The following is a 17,191-nucleotide window of genomic DNA, read 5'->3' as shown; positions in this document are numbered from 1 at the left end:
CGTTACGCACTTATTGCACAAGAGATCTTCACCATTTCCGACGTGAGTTCATATGATGCGGAGATCAACTGGCCCGGCCAAGCGGAGACTTGGGCGGGCCTCTCGGGTTCCTGTGGGGGTTTCATGCGTATACGCGTTGCCGCCGGTGTCGTCTCCGGTGCTGTCGTTCTGTCCGCGCTCGCTCTTCCGGTTGCCGCTCAGGCGGCGGAGCGCAAGGGGGCCTCGGCGGAGCTGAGGTCCTTCGCCTCGGCGGCTGTTCAGCCCAGAGACTCCCTGGGCAACACCAAGTTCTCGCACGCTGTCATCAACGGCGGCAAGGACATCGTCCTCGGCGTCAGCGGCACGAAGTCCGTCACCGTCACGTACACCGCGACCGACCAGAACGGTGTCGCTCTCACCGAGGCCTTCCTGTGGCAGGGGACGGACAGTTCGACCACGGACGGGATCACCGGCGGACTGGGGACGGACGACGACCCCGCCTGCACGGAGACGGCGACGCAGGGGACGTACACCTGCAAGGCGGTCTTCAACATCCACCCGGCCACCGACATGAAGGACAACGGCGTTGCCGGGACCTGGAAGTTGTTCCTGGGGGCCTGGGACCTGTACGCGAACGCCAGTTACAACGACGACGTCGCCACCGCCTCGATCAAGAAGGCCGCCACACTGACCGCCGACGCCACGCCCGAGCCGGTCAAGAAGGGCAAGACCATCACGGTCACGGGGAAGCTCGCCCGGGCGAACTGGTCGACGGGCAAGTACGCGGGGTACGTGTCCCAGCCCGCGAAGCTGCAGTTCCGCAAGAAGGGCAGCAGCACCTACACCACCCTCAAGACGGTCAAGACCAACAGCACCGGTGTCCTGAAGGCCACCACCACGGCCACGGTCGACGGGTACTACCGGTACGTCTTCGCCGGTACCTCCACCACCGCCGCGGCGACCGCGCCCGGCGACTTCGTCGACGTCCGGTAAGCGGCTCAACTCCGCTCGGTTCGGGTTCCGTTCAGGCTCGGTTCGGTCAGTCGCAGCGCGTCATTTCCGCTCGGCCGCTCCGCCGAGTAAGAGATCTACGTGAACCGGCGGGAGGCCCTCCCGCCGGTCCCGGTCCCGTGTGTACCGTCCTCCCTTGTGTTGATCGGTGATCACTCAACCACCGTTCTACGCGCGGAGATTCACCGCGGTTCGCCCCAGTGCACCGCAGTCGGCGACAACCGCAGCACCCGCACCCGCACCCCCTGTTCACTCCACTTCATTCCACCCCCCACTCATGGAATCCCCCCACTTCACGGAGGTTCACCGGATGCCCAGTCTTGGCAAGTTCACGTCACGTCGTAGGCTCACCACCGCGCTCACCGTCCTCGGTCTGCTCGCCACCGGCGCCGTCGCCCAGGCCGCCACCGTCACCCCCGCCGCCGCAGCCACCACCCACCGCGTGCTGTTCGACGACGGCCACGCCGAGGAGGCCGGCAACGCCGACTGGATCATCTCCACGAGCAAGCCGGACCCGCTCGCCCAGGACTCCTCCCCCTCCTCCGACAAGGACTGGACCGGAGCCCTCTCCTCGTGGGGCATCGCGCTGCAGAAGACCGGTAACTACAGCCTCAAGACCGCTACCAGCGCGCTGACTTACGGGGGTTCGTCGGCGAACGACCTCTCGAACTTCGACACGCTGGTGCTGCCCGAGCCCAACATCAAGTTCACCGCCGCCGAGAAGACCGCCATCATGAACTTCGTGAAGGCCGGTGGCGGGCTGTTCATGATCTCCGACCACACCGGGGCCGACCGCAACAACGACGGGTACGACGCGGTCCAGATCCTCAACGACCTGATGACCAACAACAGCGTTGATTCGACCGACCCGTTCGGGTTCTCCATCGACTCGCTGAACATCAGTTCCGGCTACCCGGCCGCCATCAGCGACAGCAGCAACCCGGTGCTGCACGGTTCCTTCGGCACCGTCACCAAGAGCCTGATCGCCAACGGTACGACCGCCACGATCAAGCCCGCCGACAACTCCGCCGCCAAGGGGCTGCTGTACCGCAGCGGTTACTCCGGCAACACCGGCGCCTTCTTCGCTACCAGCACCTTCGGGAGCGGCAAGGTGGCCTTCTGGGGCGACAGTTCGCCGATCGACGACGGCACCGGGCAGTCCGGCAACACGCTTTACGACGGCTGGAACGACACCGGCGCCACCAACGCAGCCCTCGCCCTCAACGCAACCGAGTGGCTCTCCTCGTGAACCGACTGGCCATCAGCCAGTACTGAGTGGGCTGGGTGCGGCTCCCGAGCCGCACCCGCCCTTCAGCACGCCCCGCCCTTCAGCACGCCCCGCCCTTCAGCACGCCCCGCCCTTCAGCACGCCCCGCCCTTCAGCACGCCATGCCGTCAACGGCCGTCAACTGCCGTCAACTGCCGTCAACTGCCGTCAGACGTAGAGGAGTTCGGCCTCCCACTGGTCCTGCGGCTGCCGGTGCAGGTCCAGATAGGCCGCGGCCAGGGTCGCGGGAGCGAAGCGCGGGTCGTCACCGCCGATGTAGCCGCCGACCGTCACGGTCGTCACATGGACGCCTGAGCCCTGCTGCTGCTTGTGGAGGGACTGGACGTAGGAGCGCAGTGCCGCCTTGCCCACCGACAGGGACGTGTAGTCGGGCGAGGGGTCGAGTGCCAGACCGCCACCGGTGAACAGCAGGCTCCCCCGGCCCTCGCGCAGCAGCGGGAGGACCGTACGGGCCGCGACGACGGCTCCCGTGACGTTGACCGCGAGACTGTCGGCGAACTCCCCCGCGTCCAGCTCGGTGGGCGCGTCTTGCTTGATCAGGGCCGCGTTGTACACGAGCACTTCGGGCGCCCCGCCTTCGTCCGCGGCGCGGGTGAGCGCGGCGGTCAGGCTCTCGGGGTCGGCCGCGTCCACGGCGTAGGCGCGGGCGGTGCGGCCCTCGGCGGTCAGCTCGGACGCGTACTTCTCCAGGCGGGCCGCGTCCCGCCCGAACAGCGCCACGGGGTGGCCGTCCGCGGCGAACGCCTCCGCGAGGGCCAGGCCGAGGCCCGGTCCGACTCCGACGACAAGCGCGGATCCCTTGGTCATGATCGCTGCTCCCTCTACCGAGTGGTGACATCCCGACGGGACAGCCAACAGCTCGGAGAACGACCTTGTTCCGCCGGCGTACGGCGCCTCACGGCCGGCGGGCGCAGAGCAGGCCGTCCGTCGGGTCGTCCCGGCGGGGCCTGAAACGGCGTCCCACCGCCGTCGCGAGCAGCGCGCCCGCCGCGATCACCAGCGTCGCGAAGGCCCACTCCAGCGGCTGTTCCGACTCGAACGACACGTACATCAGCACCGCGGGCGGCACCGCCACCAGCAGCAACGGCCAGGCCAGACCGTCCCGGTGACCGAGGTAGCCCGCCAGGAGCAGCAGGACCACGACCAGCACCAGCCCACCGCCGCCGGGCACACGGTCGTCCGACACGGGCACCGGCCCCGACGGGACGTGGACGCAGACGACGTACGCCGCCGTCGCGGCCCCGGCACCGAGCACGCGGGTCAGCCAGCGTTCCGGCCAGGGGCGGGTCCGCAGAGGGCTCAGCAACTTCTCGGTCATGTGTACGAGGGTTCCCGCACCGGCCGGGGCGCGACAGAGTACGCGTACTCAGATCCGGCGAACTCGCGTTCGGCGACCGCGGGTTGCCCGACTCCTCTACACCCCCACCACCCGCGACACCGTATAGATCAGCAGCCCCGCCAACGACCCCACCACCGTGCCGTTGATCCGGATGAACTGCAGGTCGCGGCCGATGTTCGCCTCGATCTTGCGGGTCGTGTGCTCCGCGTCCCAGCTCGCCACGGTGTCCGTGATCAGGGAGGTGATCTCCTTGCGGTAGGTGGTGACGACGTAGACCGCGGCGCCCTCCAGCCAGCCGTCGACCTTCGCCTGGAGCTTCGGTTCGACCGCCATCCGCGCGCCGAGCGACAGCAGGGAGGCGCGCACCCGCAGCCGTAGCTCACTGCGTTCGTCCTCGGCGGCCGACACGATCATCGAGCGTACGGACGTCCAGGCGCTGGCGATCAGGTCCTGGACCTCGCCGCGGCCGAGAACCTCGCCCTTGAGGCGCTCCACACGCGCGCGGGTGTCCGTGTCGGACTGGAGGTCGGCGGCGAAGTCGCCGAGGAAGCGGTCCAGGGCGCCGCGGGCCGGATGGGAGGGCATGTCGCGCATCTCGGTGACGAAGCGGAGCAGCTCCTTGTAGACGCGCTCGCCGATCCGCTTGTCGACGAATCTCGGGGTCCAGCCGGGGGCGCCGCCCTCGACGGCGTCCATGACCTGCTCGTCGTGCAGGACCAGCCAGTCGTGCGCGCGGGTGACGATCAGGTCGACGACCCGCTTGTGACCGCCGTCCGCGACGATCTTCTCCAGCATCTTCCCTATGCCGGGCGCGATCTCCTGGGCGTCGGCGCGACGGGTGATCGCCTCGCCGACCACCGCCTGGACGTCGGAGTCCCGCAGCACCGTGAGGGCCCCGCGGAGGGCGGCCGACAGCTCCGCCGTCACCCGGTCGGCGTGATCCGGTACGGCCAGCCAGGCGCCGAGGCGGCTGCCGATGCCGACCGCGCGCAGCCGCTGTCGTACGACCTCCTCGGAGAGGAAGTTCTCGCCGACGAACTCACCCAGGGAGACGCCCAGTTGGTCCTTCTTGGTGGGGATGATCGCGGTGTGCGGGATGGGCAGGCCCAGCGGGTGGCGGAAGAGCGCGGTGACCGCGAACCAGTCGGCCATCGCGCCGACCATGCCGGCCTCGGCCGCCGCGGCGACATAGCCCGCCCAGGGGCCCGCGCCCGAGTTCGACGCCCACTTGGCGAGCACGTACACGACGGCCACGAAGAGCAGCAGGGCCAGCGCCGTCAGCTTCATCCGGCGCACGCCGCGCTGCTTCTCCTCGTCGGCCGCGCTGAACGTGGTCATCGTGCGGCGGGACGGGGCCCCGTCGCTCTCAGCACCCACTTCCGTACGTTCCATCCGCTCCACCCGTTCGCCGGTACCGTGCATATTGTCCCTTCCTGACCGACTCCCGGGACAGAACAGGAGTTCCCGACGTCACCCGAAAGGGCAAAATGGCAGGGCCCTGCCACTCACCCGAGGAGATCCGCGCCGCGTGACCGAGCGACCTGCCGAAGGCGAGGGGGTGTCCCCCACCAAGCATCGTGCCCTGCTGTCCGCGATCATCACCCTGATCGTGGTCCTTTCCGTCGGCATCTACGTCGGTGTCTCCGCCGGCGACGGAACCCGCGGCAACGGGACGAACTCCGCCGGGGCCCACTCCGCCGACCCCGCCTCGGCCGGCACCTGGGTCGGCGCCTGGTCCGCCGCACCGGTCGGCGGCGAGCCCGGCACCGAGGCTGCGGGCATGGCGGGCCGCTCGGTGCGCAACGTCGTCCACACGAGCGCCGCCGGGACGAGCGCCCGGATCACCCTCTCCAACCTCTACGGCCGGTCCCCGCTCACCTTCACCCACGCCTCGGTCGCCCTCGCCGCCCGCCACGACAGCTCCGCCGCCGCCCCCGGCACCATGCGCCGGCTGACCTTCGGCGGCGCCGCCTCCGTCACCGTCCCGGCCGGGCGGCAGGTGCTGAGCGACGCCGTCCGCCTCCAACTCCCGCAGGGCGCCGACGTGTTGGTCACCACCTACGCCCCCGCCGGGTCCGGCCCGGTCACCTACCACCCGTACGCCCGGCAGATCTCCTACATAGCCGACGGCGACCGGGTCGAGAACCCGAGCGCCACGCCGTACACCCGACGGACCGCCGTGTGGCGCTACTTGACCGCGCTGGACGTGCTGAGCCACGACGCGAACGGCACGGTCGTCGCGTTCGGCGACTCGATAACCGACGGCTCAACCTCGACCGAGAACACCGACCGCCGCTGGCCGGACGCCCTTTCGCGGCGGCTGCGCGCGGCCGTGGCGGCCGGGCAGCAGGACGTGCCGCGCTACAGCGTCGTCAACGCGGGCATCAGCCGCAACCGGATACTCACGAGCTTCCCCGGCCGGCCCGCCGAGAACCAGAGGGGCATCGACCGCTTCGCCCGTGACGTGCTCGGCCGTCCGAACGTCAAGGTCGTCGTCATCGACCTCGGCGTCAACGACGTCCTGCACGACGCCGCCGCCGACCGGATCCTCACCGGCCTGCGCACCCTGGTCCGCCAGGCGCACGCCCACGGCGTCAAGGTCGTCGGCGCGACCCTGATGCCCTTCGGCGGCCACCCCCGCTACTCGGCGGCCCACGAGGCCGTACGGCAGAAAGTCAACGCGGGGATCAGGAGCGGCAAGGTCTACGACGCCGTCGTCGACTTCGACAAGGCACTGCGCGACCCGTACGACCCCCGCAGATACGCCCCCGAGTACGACTCGGGCGACCACCTCCACCCCAGCGACCGGGGCTACCGCGAGATGGCCGACACGATCGACCTGACGGACCTCAAGGGCGCGGCCCCCGCCCGGTTGTGAGCCGCCTTCAAGGATCGGCCCTCAGTCCCAGTCGCGGTGTCTGCGCTCCCGCCGCTCCCGGTGCCGCTCGCGCCGCTCCTCGTGCCGTTCCCGCCGCTCCTCGTGCCGGCGGCGCATCGCCTCGCGGTGCTCCTCCATGGCCTCGCGGTGGGCGTCGTCCAGGCCGGAGAGGGCGTCGCGGTGGGAGCCGTAGAGCTCCTTCGCCGACGAACCGCCCTCCAGTTTCTGCCGGCGCCGCTCCTCCTTGAGCCGCTGGCGCTCGGCCCGGGGGAGCTTGCGCTCCACGCCGACCCCGCCCCAGAAGGCGAAGCCCGTGACGATCACGCGCGGGGCACCGGGGTCGCCCGGCACGCCCTCCTGACTGTGGTCGAAGCCGCCCATGATGCCGATGCCGCGCACGACGACCTCGACGCCCGGCGGCACGATGATCTGCGCACCGCCCATGATCGCGACGCAGTTGATCTCGACCTCGCGGTCCGCGAAGTTCGCCTCGCGCAGGTCGATCTCGCCGCCGCCCCAGAAGGCGACGGCGGTGAAGCGCTTGGGGACCGTCCAGCGTCCCTTGCGCTGGAATCCGGACATGATGGCCACGGCGGCGCTCGAGGACCCCTCGCCGCCGACGATCCGCGAGGCCCAACTCCCGCTCTCCACCGGTTCCTTGACCATGTTCACCGGCGGCGGGGTGACCCCGGGCGCGGGCAGGTCGGCGGTGATGGGGGTCAGTTCGCCGTACGTCCGCGCCTTGTACGTCGCCTCAAGACGCTCCTCGAACTCCTCCATGTCGAGCCGGCCCTCGGCGACGGCGTCGCGCAGGACCTCGGCGACCCGCTCACGGTCGGCGTCGGATGCGCGGAGCTCCGGGACTGCGTCGTCGGTCATACAGGGCAGCCTACGAGACCGTTCGGCGGAGGGCTACGAGACCGCTTTCTCCGCCTGTTCCGCGTACATCTTCGCGATGACCGCCTCGATGTCCGGCTCGCGCACCGACAGGTCCACCATCGGGTACTCCGCCGCGATCCGCGCCACCAGCGGAGCCGCCGACGCCGAGGCCGGGAACGTCAGCCACTGCCGCGGGCCCTCCACCTTCACCGTCCGCGCGTCCGGCACCTCGATCGGGGGCAACTCCCGCTCCAGGTCCACCACAAGGGTCCGCTCGCTCTCCCCCGCCTCGTGCAGCCCGGTGAGCGGACCGTCGTACATCAGACGGCCGTGGTCGATGACCATCACCCGCGAGCACAACTGCTCGATGTCCTGGAGGTCATGGGTGGTGAGCAGGACCGTGGTGCCGCGCTCGGCATTCAACTCCCGCAGGAACTCCCGCACTTTGGCCTTGGAGATGACGTCCAGGCCGATGGTCGGCTCGTCGAGGTAGAGCACCTCGGGGTCGTGCAGCAGGGCCGCCGCGATGTCGCCGCGCATCCGCTGGCCGAGCGAGAGCTGCCGTACGGGGACGTCCAACAGGGCGCCCAGTTCGAGGAGTTCGACACAGCGGTCGAGGTTCTCGGCGTAACGGGCGTCCGGGATGCGGTACATGCGGTGCATCAGCTTGTACGAGTCGATCAGCGGGAGGTCCCACCACAGGGTCGTACGCTGCCCGAACACCACGCCTATGCGGTGCGCGAGCCGGGTGCGCTCGCGGGACGGGTCGATGCCGGCCACCCGCAGCCGGCCCCCGGACGGGGTGAGGATGCCGGTCAGCATCTTGATGGTGGTCGACTTCCCGGCGCCGTTCGGCCCGATGTAGCCGACCATCTCGCCGCGCGCCACGGCGAAGGAGATCGAGTCGACGGCCCGCACCTGGCGCCGCTCCCGTTTCATGAACCCGGTCTTCTTGCGCACGTCGAAGACCTTCTCGACGCGGTCCAGCTCGATGAACGCCTGCTCTGTCACCCTCAACTCCCGGTGCTTCGGTACGACTTGAGCCCCGTCCGCCAGGCCAGCCCGGCCAGCACGCAGCAGACGAGCGCCACCAGCGGCGAGGCGAACTCCGCGCCCGGCGGCAGATCCAGCGGGTACGGCCGCCCCAACACATAGGAGGCGGGCACCCAGTTGACGAAGGCGAGCGGCAGCATGAAGGTCACGCCCCGCACGAAGTCCTTGCCGAACACCACCGGCGGATACGACAGCAGGGTGTTGCCGCCGTACGTGAACGCGTTCTGCACCTCGGCCGCGTCCTGCGCCACGATCTGGAAGGCCGCGCCCGCCACGAACAGCGCCCCGAAGATCACCGCCCCGCAGACCAGCATCACCGGCACCAACAGCAGCTTTCCGAAAGTCCAGTTGACGTCGACGGAGACCAGCGCGTACCCGAGGACCAGCCCGCCCTGGGTGATCCGGCCCAGCCGGCGCAGCGCGAAGTGGTCGGCGCCGATCTGCGCCAGCACCGGCGCGGGACGCACCAGCAGCGTGTCGAAGGAGCCGTCGCGGATGCGGGTGCCGAGCACGTCCATCGAGCCGAGGACCAGGTCGGAGATCCCGAACGCGGTCGCCGACAGGCCGTACAGGAAGGCGACTTCGGGCAGCGACCAGCCGCCCAGCGAGTCGACCCGCGAGAACATCAGCAGGATCGTGGCGAAGTCCAGACCGGTCACCAGCAGGTTGCCGACGACCGTGATGACGAAGGAGGCGCGGTAGGTCATGCTCGACCGGACCCACATCCCGGCGATCAGCCCGTAGGCGCGCAGCCCCTCGCGCCAGCGCGGCAACTCCCGCACGTCGTCCGGCAGTCGAACGGTCTCAGCCACCTTGCACCACCACCCTCCGTGTAGCCGCCGACTGCAACAGCCGCCCCGTCGCGAGCAGCGCCACCGCCCAGGCCGCCTGGAAGGCGTACGCGTGCAGCGGGTCGGTCTTCCCCATCAGCAGGTCCGCCGGAACCTGGATCTGTGCCGCCCACGGCAGGGCCCGTACGACCTCGCCGAGCGCGCCCGGGAAGGCGTTCAGCGGGAGCACCATGCCCGAGCAGAAGATCCCCAGGATCATCATGGCCTGGTTGACACCGGTGCCGTCCAGCAGCCAGAACGTGCTCAGCGCGGCCAGATAGCGGATGCCGAAACTGACGAGCACCGCCAGGAGCAGCGCCACCAGCAGGGCCGCCCAGGAGCCGACGTCCGTGGGCAGCGCCATCCTGAAGAACAGCGCGCCGACGGCGAACGGGATCACCCCGCGCCCCAGCATCTGGAACATGGCCCGCCCGAAGTCGCTTGCCAGCCACCACAGTTGGAGGTCGGCGGGCCGGTACAGGTCGACGGCGATGTCACCGGTGCGGATGCGCTCCATCAGGTCCTTCTCGAAGCCGCCGCCCTGGATCGCCAGCGTCGCGTACAGACACTGCCCGAGCCACACATAGGTCACCGCCTGCGCCTGGTCGTAGCCCCCGAGATGCGGGCGCTCGTCCCACAGCGCCAGATAGGTGTAGACGAGGACCACGCCGAAGACGGTGTTGGTGAACACCCCGGCGAGCGTCGCCGCCCGATACGTCGCGTACCGTCTGAAACCCCCCGCCGCGACGGCCGCGTACAACCGACCGGCATCCACCAGAAACCCACCCTCCACGCCCTCTTGACACCGAAGCGCAGGAGCCTAGTGCGCAGGTGGTGACGCACGCCACGCATTTTCCGGGCAAGTGCGTGCCGATGGGCGGGAACGGAACGCATGGTGCGAGAGTCTTCGTCTGGGGGCGCAGAAGCGCACAAGGCCGTACAGGAACATACGCACCCGTATGGGAACATGCGGGGCCGTACGGGACGGTACGACGCGAAACAGGAGTCCGTGCACGACATGAGCGACCAGCCGCAACCGCAGCAGCCCGAGCAGGGCTGGGCACCCAGGGAGCCGGAAACAGCGGCTCACGAGCCTGAGGCGCCGGGGGGCAAGAAGCCCAAGCGGCCCAAGCGCACCGGGTGGCGGCGGATCATCCCGACCTGGCGGATGACGCTCGCCGGAGTCGTCACGCTCGTGGCGCTGCTGATCGGCGCCTTCTACCTCGGCTACTCGCTGGTCAAGATCCCGCCCGCCAACGCGCTCGCCACCAAGCAGTCGAACGTGTACCTCTACGCGGACGGCACCCAACTCGCCCGCGACGGCGAGGTCAACCGCGAGAACGTCGGCCTCGACCAGGTCTCCGCCGACGCCCAGCACGCCGTACTGGCCGCCGAGGACCGGGACTTCTTCTCCGAGTCCGCAGTCGACCCGAAGGCTATGGTGCGCGCCGGCTGGAACACCGCCACCGGCAAGGGCACCCAGTCCGGCTCCACGATCACCCAGCAGTACGTCAAGAACTACTACCTGGGCCAGGAACAGACCGTCACCCGCAAGGTGAAGGAGTTCTTCATCTCGATCAAGCTGGACCGCGAGGAGTCCAAGTCCCAGATCCTGGAGGGCTACCTCAACACCAGCTACTTCGGCCGCAACGCCTACGGCATCCAGGCCGCCGCCCAGGCCTACTACGGCAAGGACGCCGTCGACCTCGACGCCGGCCGCGGCGCCTACCTCGCCGCGCTGCTGAACGCGCCGAGCGAGTACGACGTCGTTGCGCACCCGGAGAACAAGGCCGCGGCGGTGGCCCGTTGGAACTACGTCCTCGACGGCATGGTCAAGAAGGGCTGGCTCACCCAGTCCGCGCGCGCCGGCATGAAGTTCCCGATGCCGAAGGAGGCCACGGCCTCAACGAGCATGTCCGGGCAGCGGGGTTACATCGTCACCGCGATCAAGGACTACCTCGCCACCAACAAGATCATCGACGCGGACACCCTCGAAGCCGGCGGCTACCGCATCACCACCACCCTGCAAAAGAGCAAGCAGGACGCCTTCGTGAAGGCCGTCAACGACCAAGTCATGTCCAAGCTCGACAAGAAGAGCCGCAAGGTCGACAACTACGTGCGCGCGGGCGGCGCTTCGGTCGACCCCAAGACCGGGCAGATCGTCGCGATGTACGGCGGCATCGACTACGTCAAGCAGTACACGAACGGCGCGACCCGCGGCGACTTCCAAGTCGGCTCCACCTTCAAGCCGTTCGTCCTCGCCTCCGCGATCCAGAACGGCTCGCAGACTCAGGACGGCCAGACCATCACTCCGAACACCTACTACGACGGCACCGACAAGCGCCCCGTGGAAGGGTGGAGCGGCGGCTCCTACGCCCCCGAGAACGAGGACGGCGTCTCCTACGGCGACATCACCGTCCGTACGGCGACGGACAAGTCCGTCAACTCGGTGTACGCGCAGCTGGCGGTGGACGTCGGCCCCGCCAAGGTGAAACAGACGGCCATCGCCCTCGGCATCCCCGCCGACACCCCCGACCTCACCGCCACCCCGTCCATCGCGCTCGGCCCGTCCACCGCGAGCGTCCTCGACATGGCGGAGGCCTACGCCACCCTCGCCAACCACGGCCAGCGGCACACGTACACGATGATCTCGAAGATCACCAAGGACGGCACCGCCCAGATCAAGCTGCCCGCGCAGAAGACCACCCGCGCGGTGAGCCGCGAGTCCGCCGACACCACGACCAACGTCCTGGAGAGCGTCGTCGACAACGGCACCGCGACCGCCGCGCAGGGCGCCGACCGCCCGGCGGCCGGCAAGACCGGCACCGCGGAGAAGGACACGGCGGCCTGGTTCGCCGGCTACACCCCCGACCTCGCCACCGTCGTCTCCGTCATGGGCCAGAACCCGACCACCGCCGCCCACGAGCCGCTCTACGGGGCGATGGGCCTCGCCCGCGTCAACGGCGGCGGGGCGCCCGCCGAGATCTGGGCCCAGTTCACCAAGTCGGCGCTGAAGGGCACCCCGGCGAACGACTTCGACCTCCAGCTCCAGGACGGCGCCGAAACGGTCGCGCCCCCGAGCATCCAGCCCTCCCAGCCGTCCACGACCGACGGCCAGGACAACGGCGGCACGACCACCACCGGCGGCCAGGGCGACCAGGGCCAGACCCAGGGCGGCACCACCAACGGCGGAACGACCGCCGGCGACACCACCGGAGGCACGACCACCACCAACGGCGGCACTACGACAACCGGCGGCACCACGGGAACCACCACGGACGGCGGCACCACCACCACCGGCGGCACCACGGGAACCACCACGGACGGCGGCACCACCACCACCGGCGGCACCACGGGAACCACCACGGACGGCGGCACCACCGACGGCACGACGACCGGAGGGACGACGGCGGGGCCGCAGAGCACGGCGCGGAAGAAGGAGTGAACGGTCGTACGCGCTGAGCGGGAGCGCACGGCAAAGGGGCTGGTGACGATGGTCACCAGCCCCTTCGAGACTTCGTGCTACAGGTACAGCCCGGTCGAGTCCTCGGAGCCCTCGAAGCGGTCCGCAGCGACCGCGTGCAGGTCGCGCTCGCGCATGAGGACGTAGGCGATCCCGCGCACCTCGACCTCGGCGCGGTCCTCGGGGTCGTAGAGGACGCGGTCGCCGGGCTCGACGGTCCGTACGTTCTGGCCCACCGCGACGACGTCGGCCCAGGCCAGCCGCCGCCCGACCGCGGCCGTCGCCGGGATCAGGATCCCGCCGCCCGAACGCCGCTCGCCCTCGCTCTTGTCCTGCCGCACGAGCACACGGTCGTGCAGCATCCGGATGGGCAGCTTGTCGTGCTGGGTGCTCTGCTCGTCTCTCTTGGCGCTCACACCCACGAACCTACCTGCCTCGGACCCGTCGGTACGCAGTCGGGTACCCCACGAAATCAGCCCTTACGACCCTTGCCGCGCCGGGAACCGAGGACGAACAGCCCCACGACCCCGACGGCGACGAGAGCGACCGGAACGATCCGCTCCATCCTCGGCGCGCCCTCGTCGTCCACGAACTGTCCCTTGACGTCACTCACGACCCGGTTGACGCCGACGTACGCCTTCCCGAGGGTGTGATCGATGCTGGACGCGACCTTGGCCTTCGCGTCGCCCACGATGGTCTTCGGGTGCACCCGCACCCCGATCTCGTCGAGCGTGTCGGCCAGGACGTCGCGGCGACGCTTGATGTCCGCCTCGATCTGCGCCGGGGTTCTGGTGTCCGGCGTGTTCGACGTGTCCGTCACCGTACGGCCTCCGAAGTCTGCTGGTACTTGTGCCGGACAGTCTGTCAGCTCTCGCGCGGAGTGCACTGTCAGCACCCCCGGTTACGCTAGCGCGATGAGTGAACGACTCCAGCCCGGGGACGTTGCCCCCGCCTTCACGCTCCCCGACGCCGACGGCAACGAGGTGTCCCTCGCCGACCACAAGGGCCGCAAGGTCATCGTCTACTTCTACCCGGCCGCCCTCACGCCCGGCTGCACCAAGCAGGCCTGCGACTTCACGGACAACCTGGAGGTGCTGGCCGGCGCCGGGTACGACGTCATCGGCATCTCCCCCGACCAGCCGGAGAAGCTCGCCAAGTTCCGCGAGAAGGAGAACCTCAAGGTCACCCTCCTCGCGGACCCCGACAAGCAGGTCCTCGACGCCTACGCGGCCTTCGGCGAGAAGAAGAACTACGGCAAGACCTACATGGGCGTGATCCGCTCCACGATCATCGTGGACGAGGCCGGCAAGGTCGAACACGCCCTGTACAACGTCCGCGCGACGGGCCACGTGGCGAAGATCATCAAGGACCTGGGGATCTAGCCCTCCAGCGCCTGTCCGTACCGGAACGAGATCCACACATCGGGAGGCAGGTCGGCCCGCCCCGGCACCGGCCTGCGCTCCTCGCTCCACTCCCCCGGGGCAAGGTCCTCACCGACCCGCCGCCAGAACGCCACGGCCCCCGGATTGGCGTCCTGAAACGCGATCTCCCAGTCCCCCGGGTGCCGCGCGACCACCTCGGCCACAGCCCTCCGCCCCACCCCGCCGCGCCGGATCCCCCGCACTACGAAGAAGCTGTTGAGCACCCGAGTGGGCCCACTGAGCCCCCGCACAAACGCGAACCCGACGGGCCGCTCCCCCCTGACGAAGAGATACGGCGCCCAGTCCTCCCCACCCCCACCGAACGCCAAGTCCACCCGCTCACTGCGGAACGTGCCGTCGGGGTTGGGCAGTTGAGGCTCCGCCGCGGTGTCGAACTCGGACAGGTCGTGCCTGAACATCAACCAGAGCCGCTCGATGGTGGGGCGGTCGGCGGGGGTGGCGGGTCGTATGTCCACGGTCGTGGATGAGGTTCCGGTCATGAAAAAAGCCTCCCAGGCGGACAAGGGTCCGCGTTGGGGAGGCTTCGGCGACTTGCAGTCTACCAATCCTCTTTACGGTTCGGGCGTGACTGTCCGATAAGCGGTTCGTTACTCCGTACGAGGCCACGAACGTGTGGTCGGCAGCGGAGAGGGGATCTGCGTGTACGGCAAGGAACAACTCGCACAGGTCGTCGCCGAGGCCCGCAACTGGACCGATCTGATGCGGCGGCTCGGACTCAAGGCAAGCGGAGGGCAACGGCGTGTGCTGCAGGAGAAGGTAGCGGGGCACGGGATCGACACGACCCACTTCGCCAAGCGCAGCCCGTGGCGCAAATACCCGGACTCGGCCATCGCCGAAGCAGCCGCATCATCCTCATCGCTGCGCGAAGTGGCTCTGAAACTTGGCGCCACCCCGGCGACAGGGACGCTGTCGCACATTCGTCGCCGTATTCACGCGGCCGGCATCGACGTCAGCCACTTTCCCGGTATCGCCAGGCCCGACCTGGACCTGCCCTTCACCGCTGAAGAACTCAAGGCGGCTACCGAAGCGGCAACCAGTGTCCGTGGCGTTGCTCGCACCCTGGGCGTACCTGACGACAGCCGTTCACGGGCGACCCTGCATCGCATGCTGCGCGCCGAGGGCATCGACCTCGCGCACTTCTCTCACCAACGCGTATCACTGCCCGAGGACAGACTCCGCGGCCTCGTACAACACTCGACAAGCTATGCGGACGTCCTGCGCGGTCTCGGCCTGAACGTCGACGACACCAATCACCGGCGGGTCCGACGCGCGGCGGCTCGACTCGGCCTGGACACGAGCCATTTCAAGCGCCGGTCATGGGCACGGCCGGAACGCCCCTCTCCCGAGCCCGTCTCCCACAGGATTCTGGTCGTCCTGCCTTCTGGCGCGGGCCGGACCAACCGAACCCAGCTGCATCGAGCCCTGACCGAGATTGGGGTGCCTTACACGTGCGAGACCTGCGGCAACACCGGCGAGTGGCTTGGCCGTCCGATCACCTTGCAGATCGACCACGTCAACGGAGACTGGCGCGACAACCGCCGGGAGAACCTGCGGTACCTCTGCCCCAACTGTCATGCACTGACGGAGACCTGGTGCCGCCAGAAGGGAAGGGCGCCCCTCGTCGCGTAGGTTGCTCTGCCCTTAGACTGAACGCTGCCGGTCGAGCGTGATGACCGTTTTGGGCGGCCGTGATGGAATTGGCAGTCATGCTGGGTTTAGGTCCCAGTGGGTTAACACCCGTGTGGGTTCGAATCCCACCGGCCGCACACGCAGAAGGGCCGCCCAGCTGGGCGGCCCTTCGTCTGTCACTCACCCCAACAACTCCCGCACCACCGGCACCAACCCCCGAAACGCCTTCCCCCGATGGGAGATCGCGTTCTTCTCCTCCGCCGTGAGTTCCGCGCAGGTCCGCGTGTCCCCCTCCGGCTGGAGGATCGGGTCGTAGCCGAAGCCGTTCGTACCGGTCGGGGTGTGGCGTAGTACGCCCCGCAGCTGGCCCTCGACCACCCGTTCCGTGCCGTCCGGCAACGCCAGCGCCGCCGCGCATGCGAAGTGGGCGCCCCGGTGTTCCTCCGCGATGTCCGACAGCTGGGCCAGCAACAGGTCCAGGTTGGCCTTGTCGTCGCCGTGGGTGCCGGACCAGCGGGCCGAGAAGATGCCCGGCGCGCCGTTGAGGACGTCGACGCACAAGCCCGAGTCGTCGGCGACCGCGGGGAGGCCCGTTGCCCGGGCCAGGGCGTGGGCCTTGAGGAGTGCGTTCTCGGCGAAGGTGACGCCTGTTTCCTTGACGTCGGGGATGTCGGGGTAGGACTCGGCGCCGATCAGTTCGTGGGGCAGTCCCGCGTCGGCGAGGATCGTCCTCAGTTCGGTGATTTTCCCGGCGTTGCGGGTGGCGAGGATCAGGCGTGTCATGGCGTTCAGTATCCCAACCCCCGCCGCCCGTCCATACGACGTCTACGACGTGCAGACCTTCGTCAGCTCGCCCGCCGCGTCCGTGACGGGGCTGATGTCGGGGGTGTTGTCGCCGTTCCTGACCGCCGTACGGACGTTGTCGACGGCCTTGTTGAGGTCGTCGACCGCCTTGTTGACGTCCGCGTTGTCGGTCTTGTCGCCGATCTTGTCGAGGTCCTTCTCGATGGAGTTGAGGGACTGGTCGGTCTGGGTGGGGTCGTTGGCGGCGTTCTCCACCGCCTGTTGGAGGCCGGTGACGCTGTCGGCGATGGTGTCGGCGGTCTGGACGCAGTCGATGGCCTTGTCGACGGCGTCGCAGCCGGTGGCGAGTCCGGCCGTGAGGCCGATCACCGCCACGGTGGCGGCCAGGGCGATACGGCTACGACTGCGGCGGCGGCTTGCGGCGGCCATGGTTCGGTTTCCTCCCCGTGGGGGTGGGCTGCTGCGGCCACTCCCCGTTTCCGTTCCGTATGCGTAGGGACGCGGACGCGGGGGGGGGGGGGGGCCCCCCCCCCCCCCCCCGAAAAAAAAAAAAAAAAATAAAAAGTACAAATCGAACAAATAAAAAAACAACACCC

Annotated in this window: 17 protein-coding genes, 1 tRNA gene and 1 pseudogene; 7 read left to right on the top strand and 12 right to left on the bottom strand. The window is 69.1% G+C overall.

Annotated elements, in window-relative coordinates:
• The first annotated feature begins 123 nt into the window (after positions 1 to 123).
• Together ACFXC1_RS31945 and ACFXC1_RS31940 are read left to right on the top strand one after the other, a co-directional pair.
• Positions 124 to 972, top strand: coding sequence for a hypothetical protein (locus ACFXC1_RS31945; RefSeq protein ID WP_381249121.1), 849 nt, complete (start codon positions 124 to 126; stop codon positions 970 to 972).
• Between the two features lie 328 nt (positions 973 to 1,300).
• Positions 1,301 to 2,233: pseudogene (locus ACFXC1_RS31940) on the top strand (hydrolase); the annotation flags it as partial.
• 192 nt (positions 2,234 to 2,425) lie between these two features.
• Here the strand turns inward: ACFXC1_RS31940 and ACFXC1_RS31935 are convergent.
• The 3 genes from ACFXC1_RS31935 to ACFXC1_RS31925 all read right to left on the bottom strand — a co-directional run bounded on the left by ACFXC1_RS31935 (position 2,426) and on the right by ACFXC1_RS31925 (position 5,039).
• Positions 2,426 to 3,085, bottom strand: coding sequence for an SDR family NAD(P)-dependent oxidoreductase (locus ACFXC1_RS31935; RefSeq protein WP_381249118.1), 660 nt, complete (start codon positions 3,083 to 3,085; stop codon positions 2,426 to 2,428).
• An 88-nt stretch (positions 3,086 to 3,173) separates the two neighbouring features.
• On the bottom strand, positions 3,174 to 3,596 hold the full coding sequence (locus tag ACFXC1_RS31930; protein WP_381249115.1) for a hypothetical protein: 423 nt from the start codon (positions 3,594 to 3,596) through the stop codon (positions 3,174 to 3,176).
• A gap of 96 nt (positions 3,597 to 3,692) precedes the next feature.
• Positions 3,693 to 5,039, bottom strand: coding sequence for a DUF445 domain-containing protein (locus tag ACFXC1_RS31925; protein ID WP_381249112.1), 1,347 nt, complete (start codon positions 5,037 to 5,039; stop codon positions 3,693 to 3,695).
• Positions 5,040 to 5,145: 106 nt separating this feature from the next.
• On the opposite strand from ACFXC1_RS31925, the gene ACFXC1_RS31920 reads away from it, so the two are divergent.
• Positions 5,146 to 6,495, top strand: coding sequence for an SGNH/GDSL hydrolase family protein (locus ACFXC1_RS31920; RefSeq protein ID WP_381249109.1), 1,350 nt, complete (start codon positions 5,146 to 5,148; stop codon positions 6,493 to 6,495).
• Between the two features lie 21 nt (positions 6,496 to 6,516).
• Here the strand turns inward: ACFXC1_RS31920 and ACFXC1_RS31915 are convergent, their stop codons facing one another.
• The 4 genes from ACFXC1_RS31915 to ACFXC1_RS31900 form a co-directional block, all read right to left on the bottom strand.
• On the bottom strand, positions 6,517 to 7,374 hold the full coding sequence (locus tag ACFXC1_RS31915) for a DUF1707 SHOCT-like domain-containing protein (protein WP_381249107.1): 858 nt from the start codon (positions 7,372 to 7,374) through the stop codon (positions 6,517 to 6,519).
• A gap of 33 nt (positions 7,375 to 7,407) precedes the next feature.
• Positions 7,408 to 8,385, bottom strand: coding sequence for an ABC transporter ATP-binding protein (locus ACFXC1_RS31910; RefSeq protein WP_381249104.1), 978 nt, complete (start codon positions 8,383 to 8,385; stop codon positions 7,408 to 7,410).
• A gap of 2 nt (positions 8,386 to 8,387) precedes the next feature.
• Positions 8,388 to 9,152: an ABC transporter permease gene (locus tag ACFXC1_RS31905; RefSeq protein WP_381249582.1), complete on the bottom strand. Its 765-nt coding sequence runs from the start codon at positions 9,150 to 9,152 to the stop codon at positions 8,388 to 8,390.
• A gap of 79 nt (positions 9,153 to 9,231) precedes the next feature.
• Positions 9,232 to 10,032, bottom strand: a complete 801-nt coding sequence (locus ACFXC1_RS31900; protein WP_381249101.1) for an ABC transporter permease — start codon at positions 10,030 to 10,032, stop codon at positions 9,232 to 9,234.
• Positions 10,033 to 10,275: 243 nt separating this feature from the next.
• Here ACFXC1_RS31900 and ACFXC1_RS31895 point away from each other — a divergent pair, with 243 nt between their 5' ends.
• The gene (locus tag ACFXC1_RS31895; RefSeq protein WP_381249098.1) at positions 10,276 to 12,702 is read left to right on the top strand and encodes a transglycosylase domain-containing protein; all 2,427 of its coding nucleotides are present in this window, start codon (positions 10,276 to 10,278) and stop codon (positions 12,700 to 12,702) included.
• 77 nt (positions 12,703 to 12,779) lie between these two features.
• Here the strand turns inward: ACFXC1_RS31895 and ACFXC1_RS31890 are convergent, their stop codons facing one another.
• Both ACFXC1_RS31890 and ACFXC1_RS31885 read right to left on the bottom strand, forming a co-directional pair.
• Positions 12,780 to 13,136 (bottom strand): GroES family chaperonin, encoded by a 357-nt coding sequence (locus ACFXC1_RS31890; protein ID WP_026178110.1) that lies wholly within the window; start codon positions 13,134 to 13,136, stop codon positions 12,780 to 12,782.
• A gap of 56 nt (positions 13,137 to 13,192) precedes the next feature.
• Entirely contained in the window at positions 13,193 to 13,540 is a 348-nt protein-coding gene (locus ACFXC1_RS31885; RefSeq protein WP_381249095.1) for a DUF3618 domain-containing protein, read from the bottom strand.
• Positions 13,541 to 13,634: 94 nt separating this feature from the next.
• Here ACFXC1_RS31885 and bcp point away from each other — a divergent pair, with 94 nt between their 5' ends.
• Entirely contained in the window at positions 13,635 to 14,102 is a 468-nt protein-coding gene (gene bcp / locus ACFXC1_RS31880) for a thioredoxin-dependent thiol peroxidase (RefSeq protein ID WP_381249092.1), read from the top strand.
• On the opposite strand, the gene ACFXC1_RS31875 is transcribed toward bcp, so the two are convergent.
• Positions 14,099 to 14,641 (bottom strand): GNAT family N-acetyltransferase, encoded by a 543-nt coding sequence (locus ACFXC1_RS31875; protein ID WP_381249089.1) that lies wholly within the window; start codon positions 14,639 to 14,641, stop codon positions 14,099 to 14,101. The two genes, bcp and ACFXC1_RS31875, sit on opposite strands and share 4 nt — an antisense overlap.
• A 160-nt stretch (positions 14,642 to 14,801) precedes the next feature.
• Between ACFXC1_RS31875 and ACFXC1_RS31870 the strand changes: the two genes are divergently transcribed.
• Positions 14,802 to 15,791: an HNH endonuclease gene (locus ACFXC1_RS31870; RefSeq protein WP_381249086.1), complete on the top strand. Its 990-nt coding sequence runs from the start codon at positions 14,802 to 14,804 to the stop codon at positions 15,789 to 15,791.
• A 53-nt stretch (positions 15,792 to 15,844) separates the two neighbouring features.
• Positions 15,845 to 15,928, top strand: a tRNA-Leu gene (locus tag ACFXC1_RS31865).
• Positions 15,929 to 15,971: 43 nt separating this feature from the next.
• On the opposite strand, the gene rdgB is transcribed toward ACFXC1_RS31865, so the two are convergent.
• On the bottom strand, positions 15,972 to 16,574 hold the full coding sequence (rdgB, locus tag ACFXC1_RS31860; protein ID WP_381249083.1) for an RdgB/HAM1 family non-canonical purine NTP pyrophosphatase: 603 nt from the start codon (positions 16,572 to 16,574) through the stop codon (positions 15,972 to 15,974).
• A gap of 42 nt (positions 16,575 to 16,616) precedes the next feature.
• Complete coding sequence (locus tag ACFXC1_RS31855; protein WP_381249080.1) at positions 16,617 to 17,024, bottom strand: hypothetical protein; 408 nt, start codon at positions 17,022 to 17,024, stop codon at positions 16,617 to 16,619.
• Between the last annotated feature and the right edge of the window lie 167 nt (positions 17,025 to 17,191).

The sequence above is a fragment of the Streptomyces hokutonensis genome (genome assembly GCF_042751305.1).
Lineage (GTDB): Bacteria > Actinomycetota > Actinomycetes > Streptomycetales > Streptomycetaceae > Streptomyces > Streptomyces hokutonensis_A.
This window is presented reverse-complemented; position numbering and strand designations above follow the sequence as displayed.

Coding starts and splice junctions, on each gene's coding strand:
- ACFXC1_RS31945 (WP_381249121.1), top strand. CDS start 124: ATGCGTATACGCGTTGCCGCCGGTGTCGTCTCCGGTGCTGTCGTTCTG.
- ACFXC1_RS31935 (WP_381249118.1), bottom strand. CDS start 3,085: ATGACCAAGGGATCCGCGCTTGTCGTCGGAGTCGGACCGGGCCTCGGC.
- ACFXC1_RS31930 (WP_381249115.1), bottom strand. CDS start 3,596: ATGACCGAGAAGTTGCTGAGCCCTCTGCGGACCCGCCCCTGGCCGGAA.
- ACFXC1_RS31925 (WP_381249112.1), bottom strand. CDS start 5,039: ATGCACGGTACCGGCGAACGGGTGGAGCGGATGGAACGTACGGAAGTG.
- ACFXC1_RS31915 (WP_381249107.1), bottom strand. CDS start 7,374: ATGACCGACGACGCAGTCCCGGAGCTCCGCGCATCCGACGCCGACCGT.
- ACFXC1_RS31905 (WP_381249582.1), bottom strand. CDS start 9,152: ATGTGGGTCCGGTCGAGCATGACCTACCGCGCCTCCTTCGTCATCACG.
- ACFXC1_RS31895 (WP_381249098.1), top strand. CDS start 10,276: ATGAGCGACCAGCCGCAACCGCAGCAGCCCGAGCAGGGCTGGGCACCC.
- bcp (WP_381249092.1), top strand. CDS start 13,635: ATGAGTGAACGACTCCAGCCCGGGGACGTTGCCCCCGCCTTCACGCTC.
- ACFXC1_RS31875 (WP_381249089.1), bottom strand. CDS start 14,641: ATGACCGGAACCTCATCCACGACCGTGGACATACGACCCGCCACCCCC.
- rdgB (WP_381249083.1), bottom strand. CDS start 16,574: ATGACACGCCTGATCCTCGCCACCCGCAACGCCGGGAAAATCACCGAA.
- ACFXC1_RS31855 (WP_381249080.1), bottom strand. CDS start 17,024: ATGGCCGCCGCAAGCCGCCGCCGCAGTCGTAGCCGTATCGCCCTGGCC.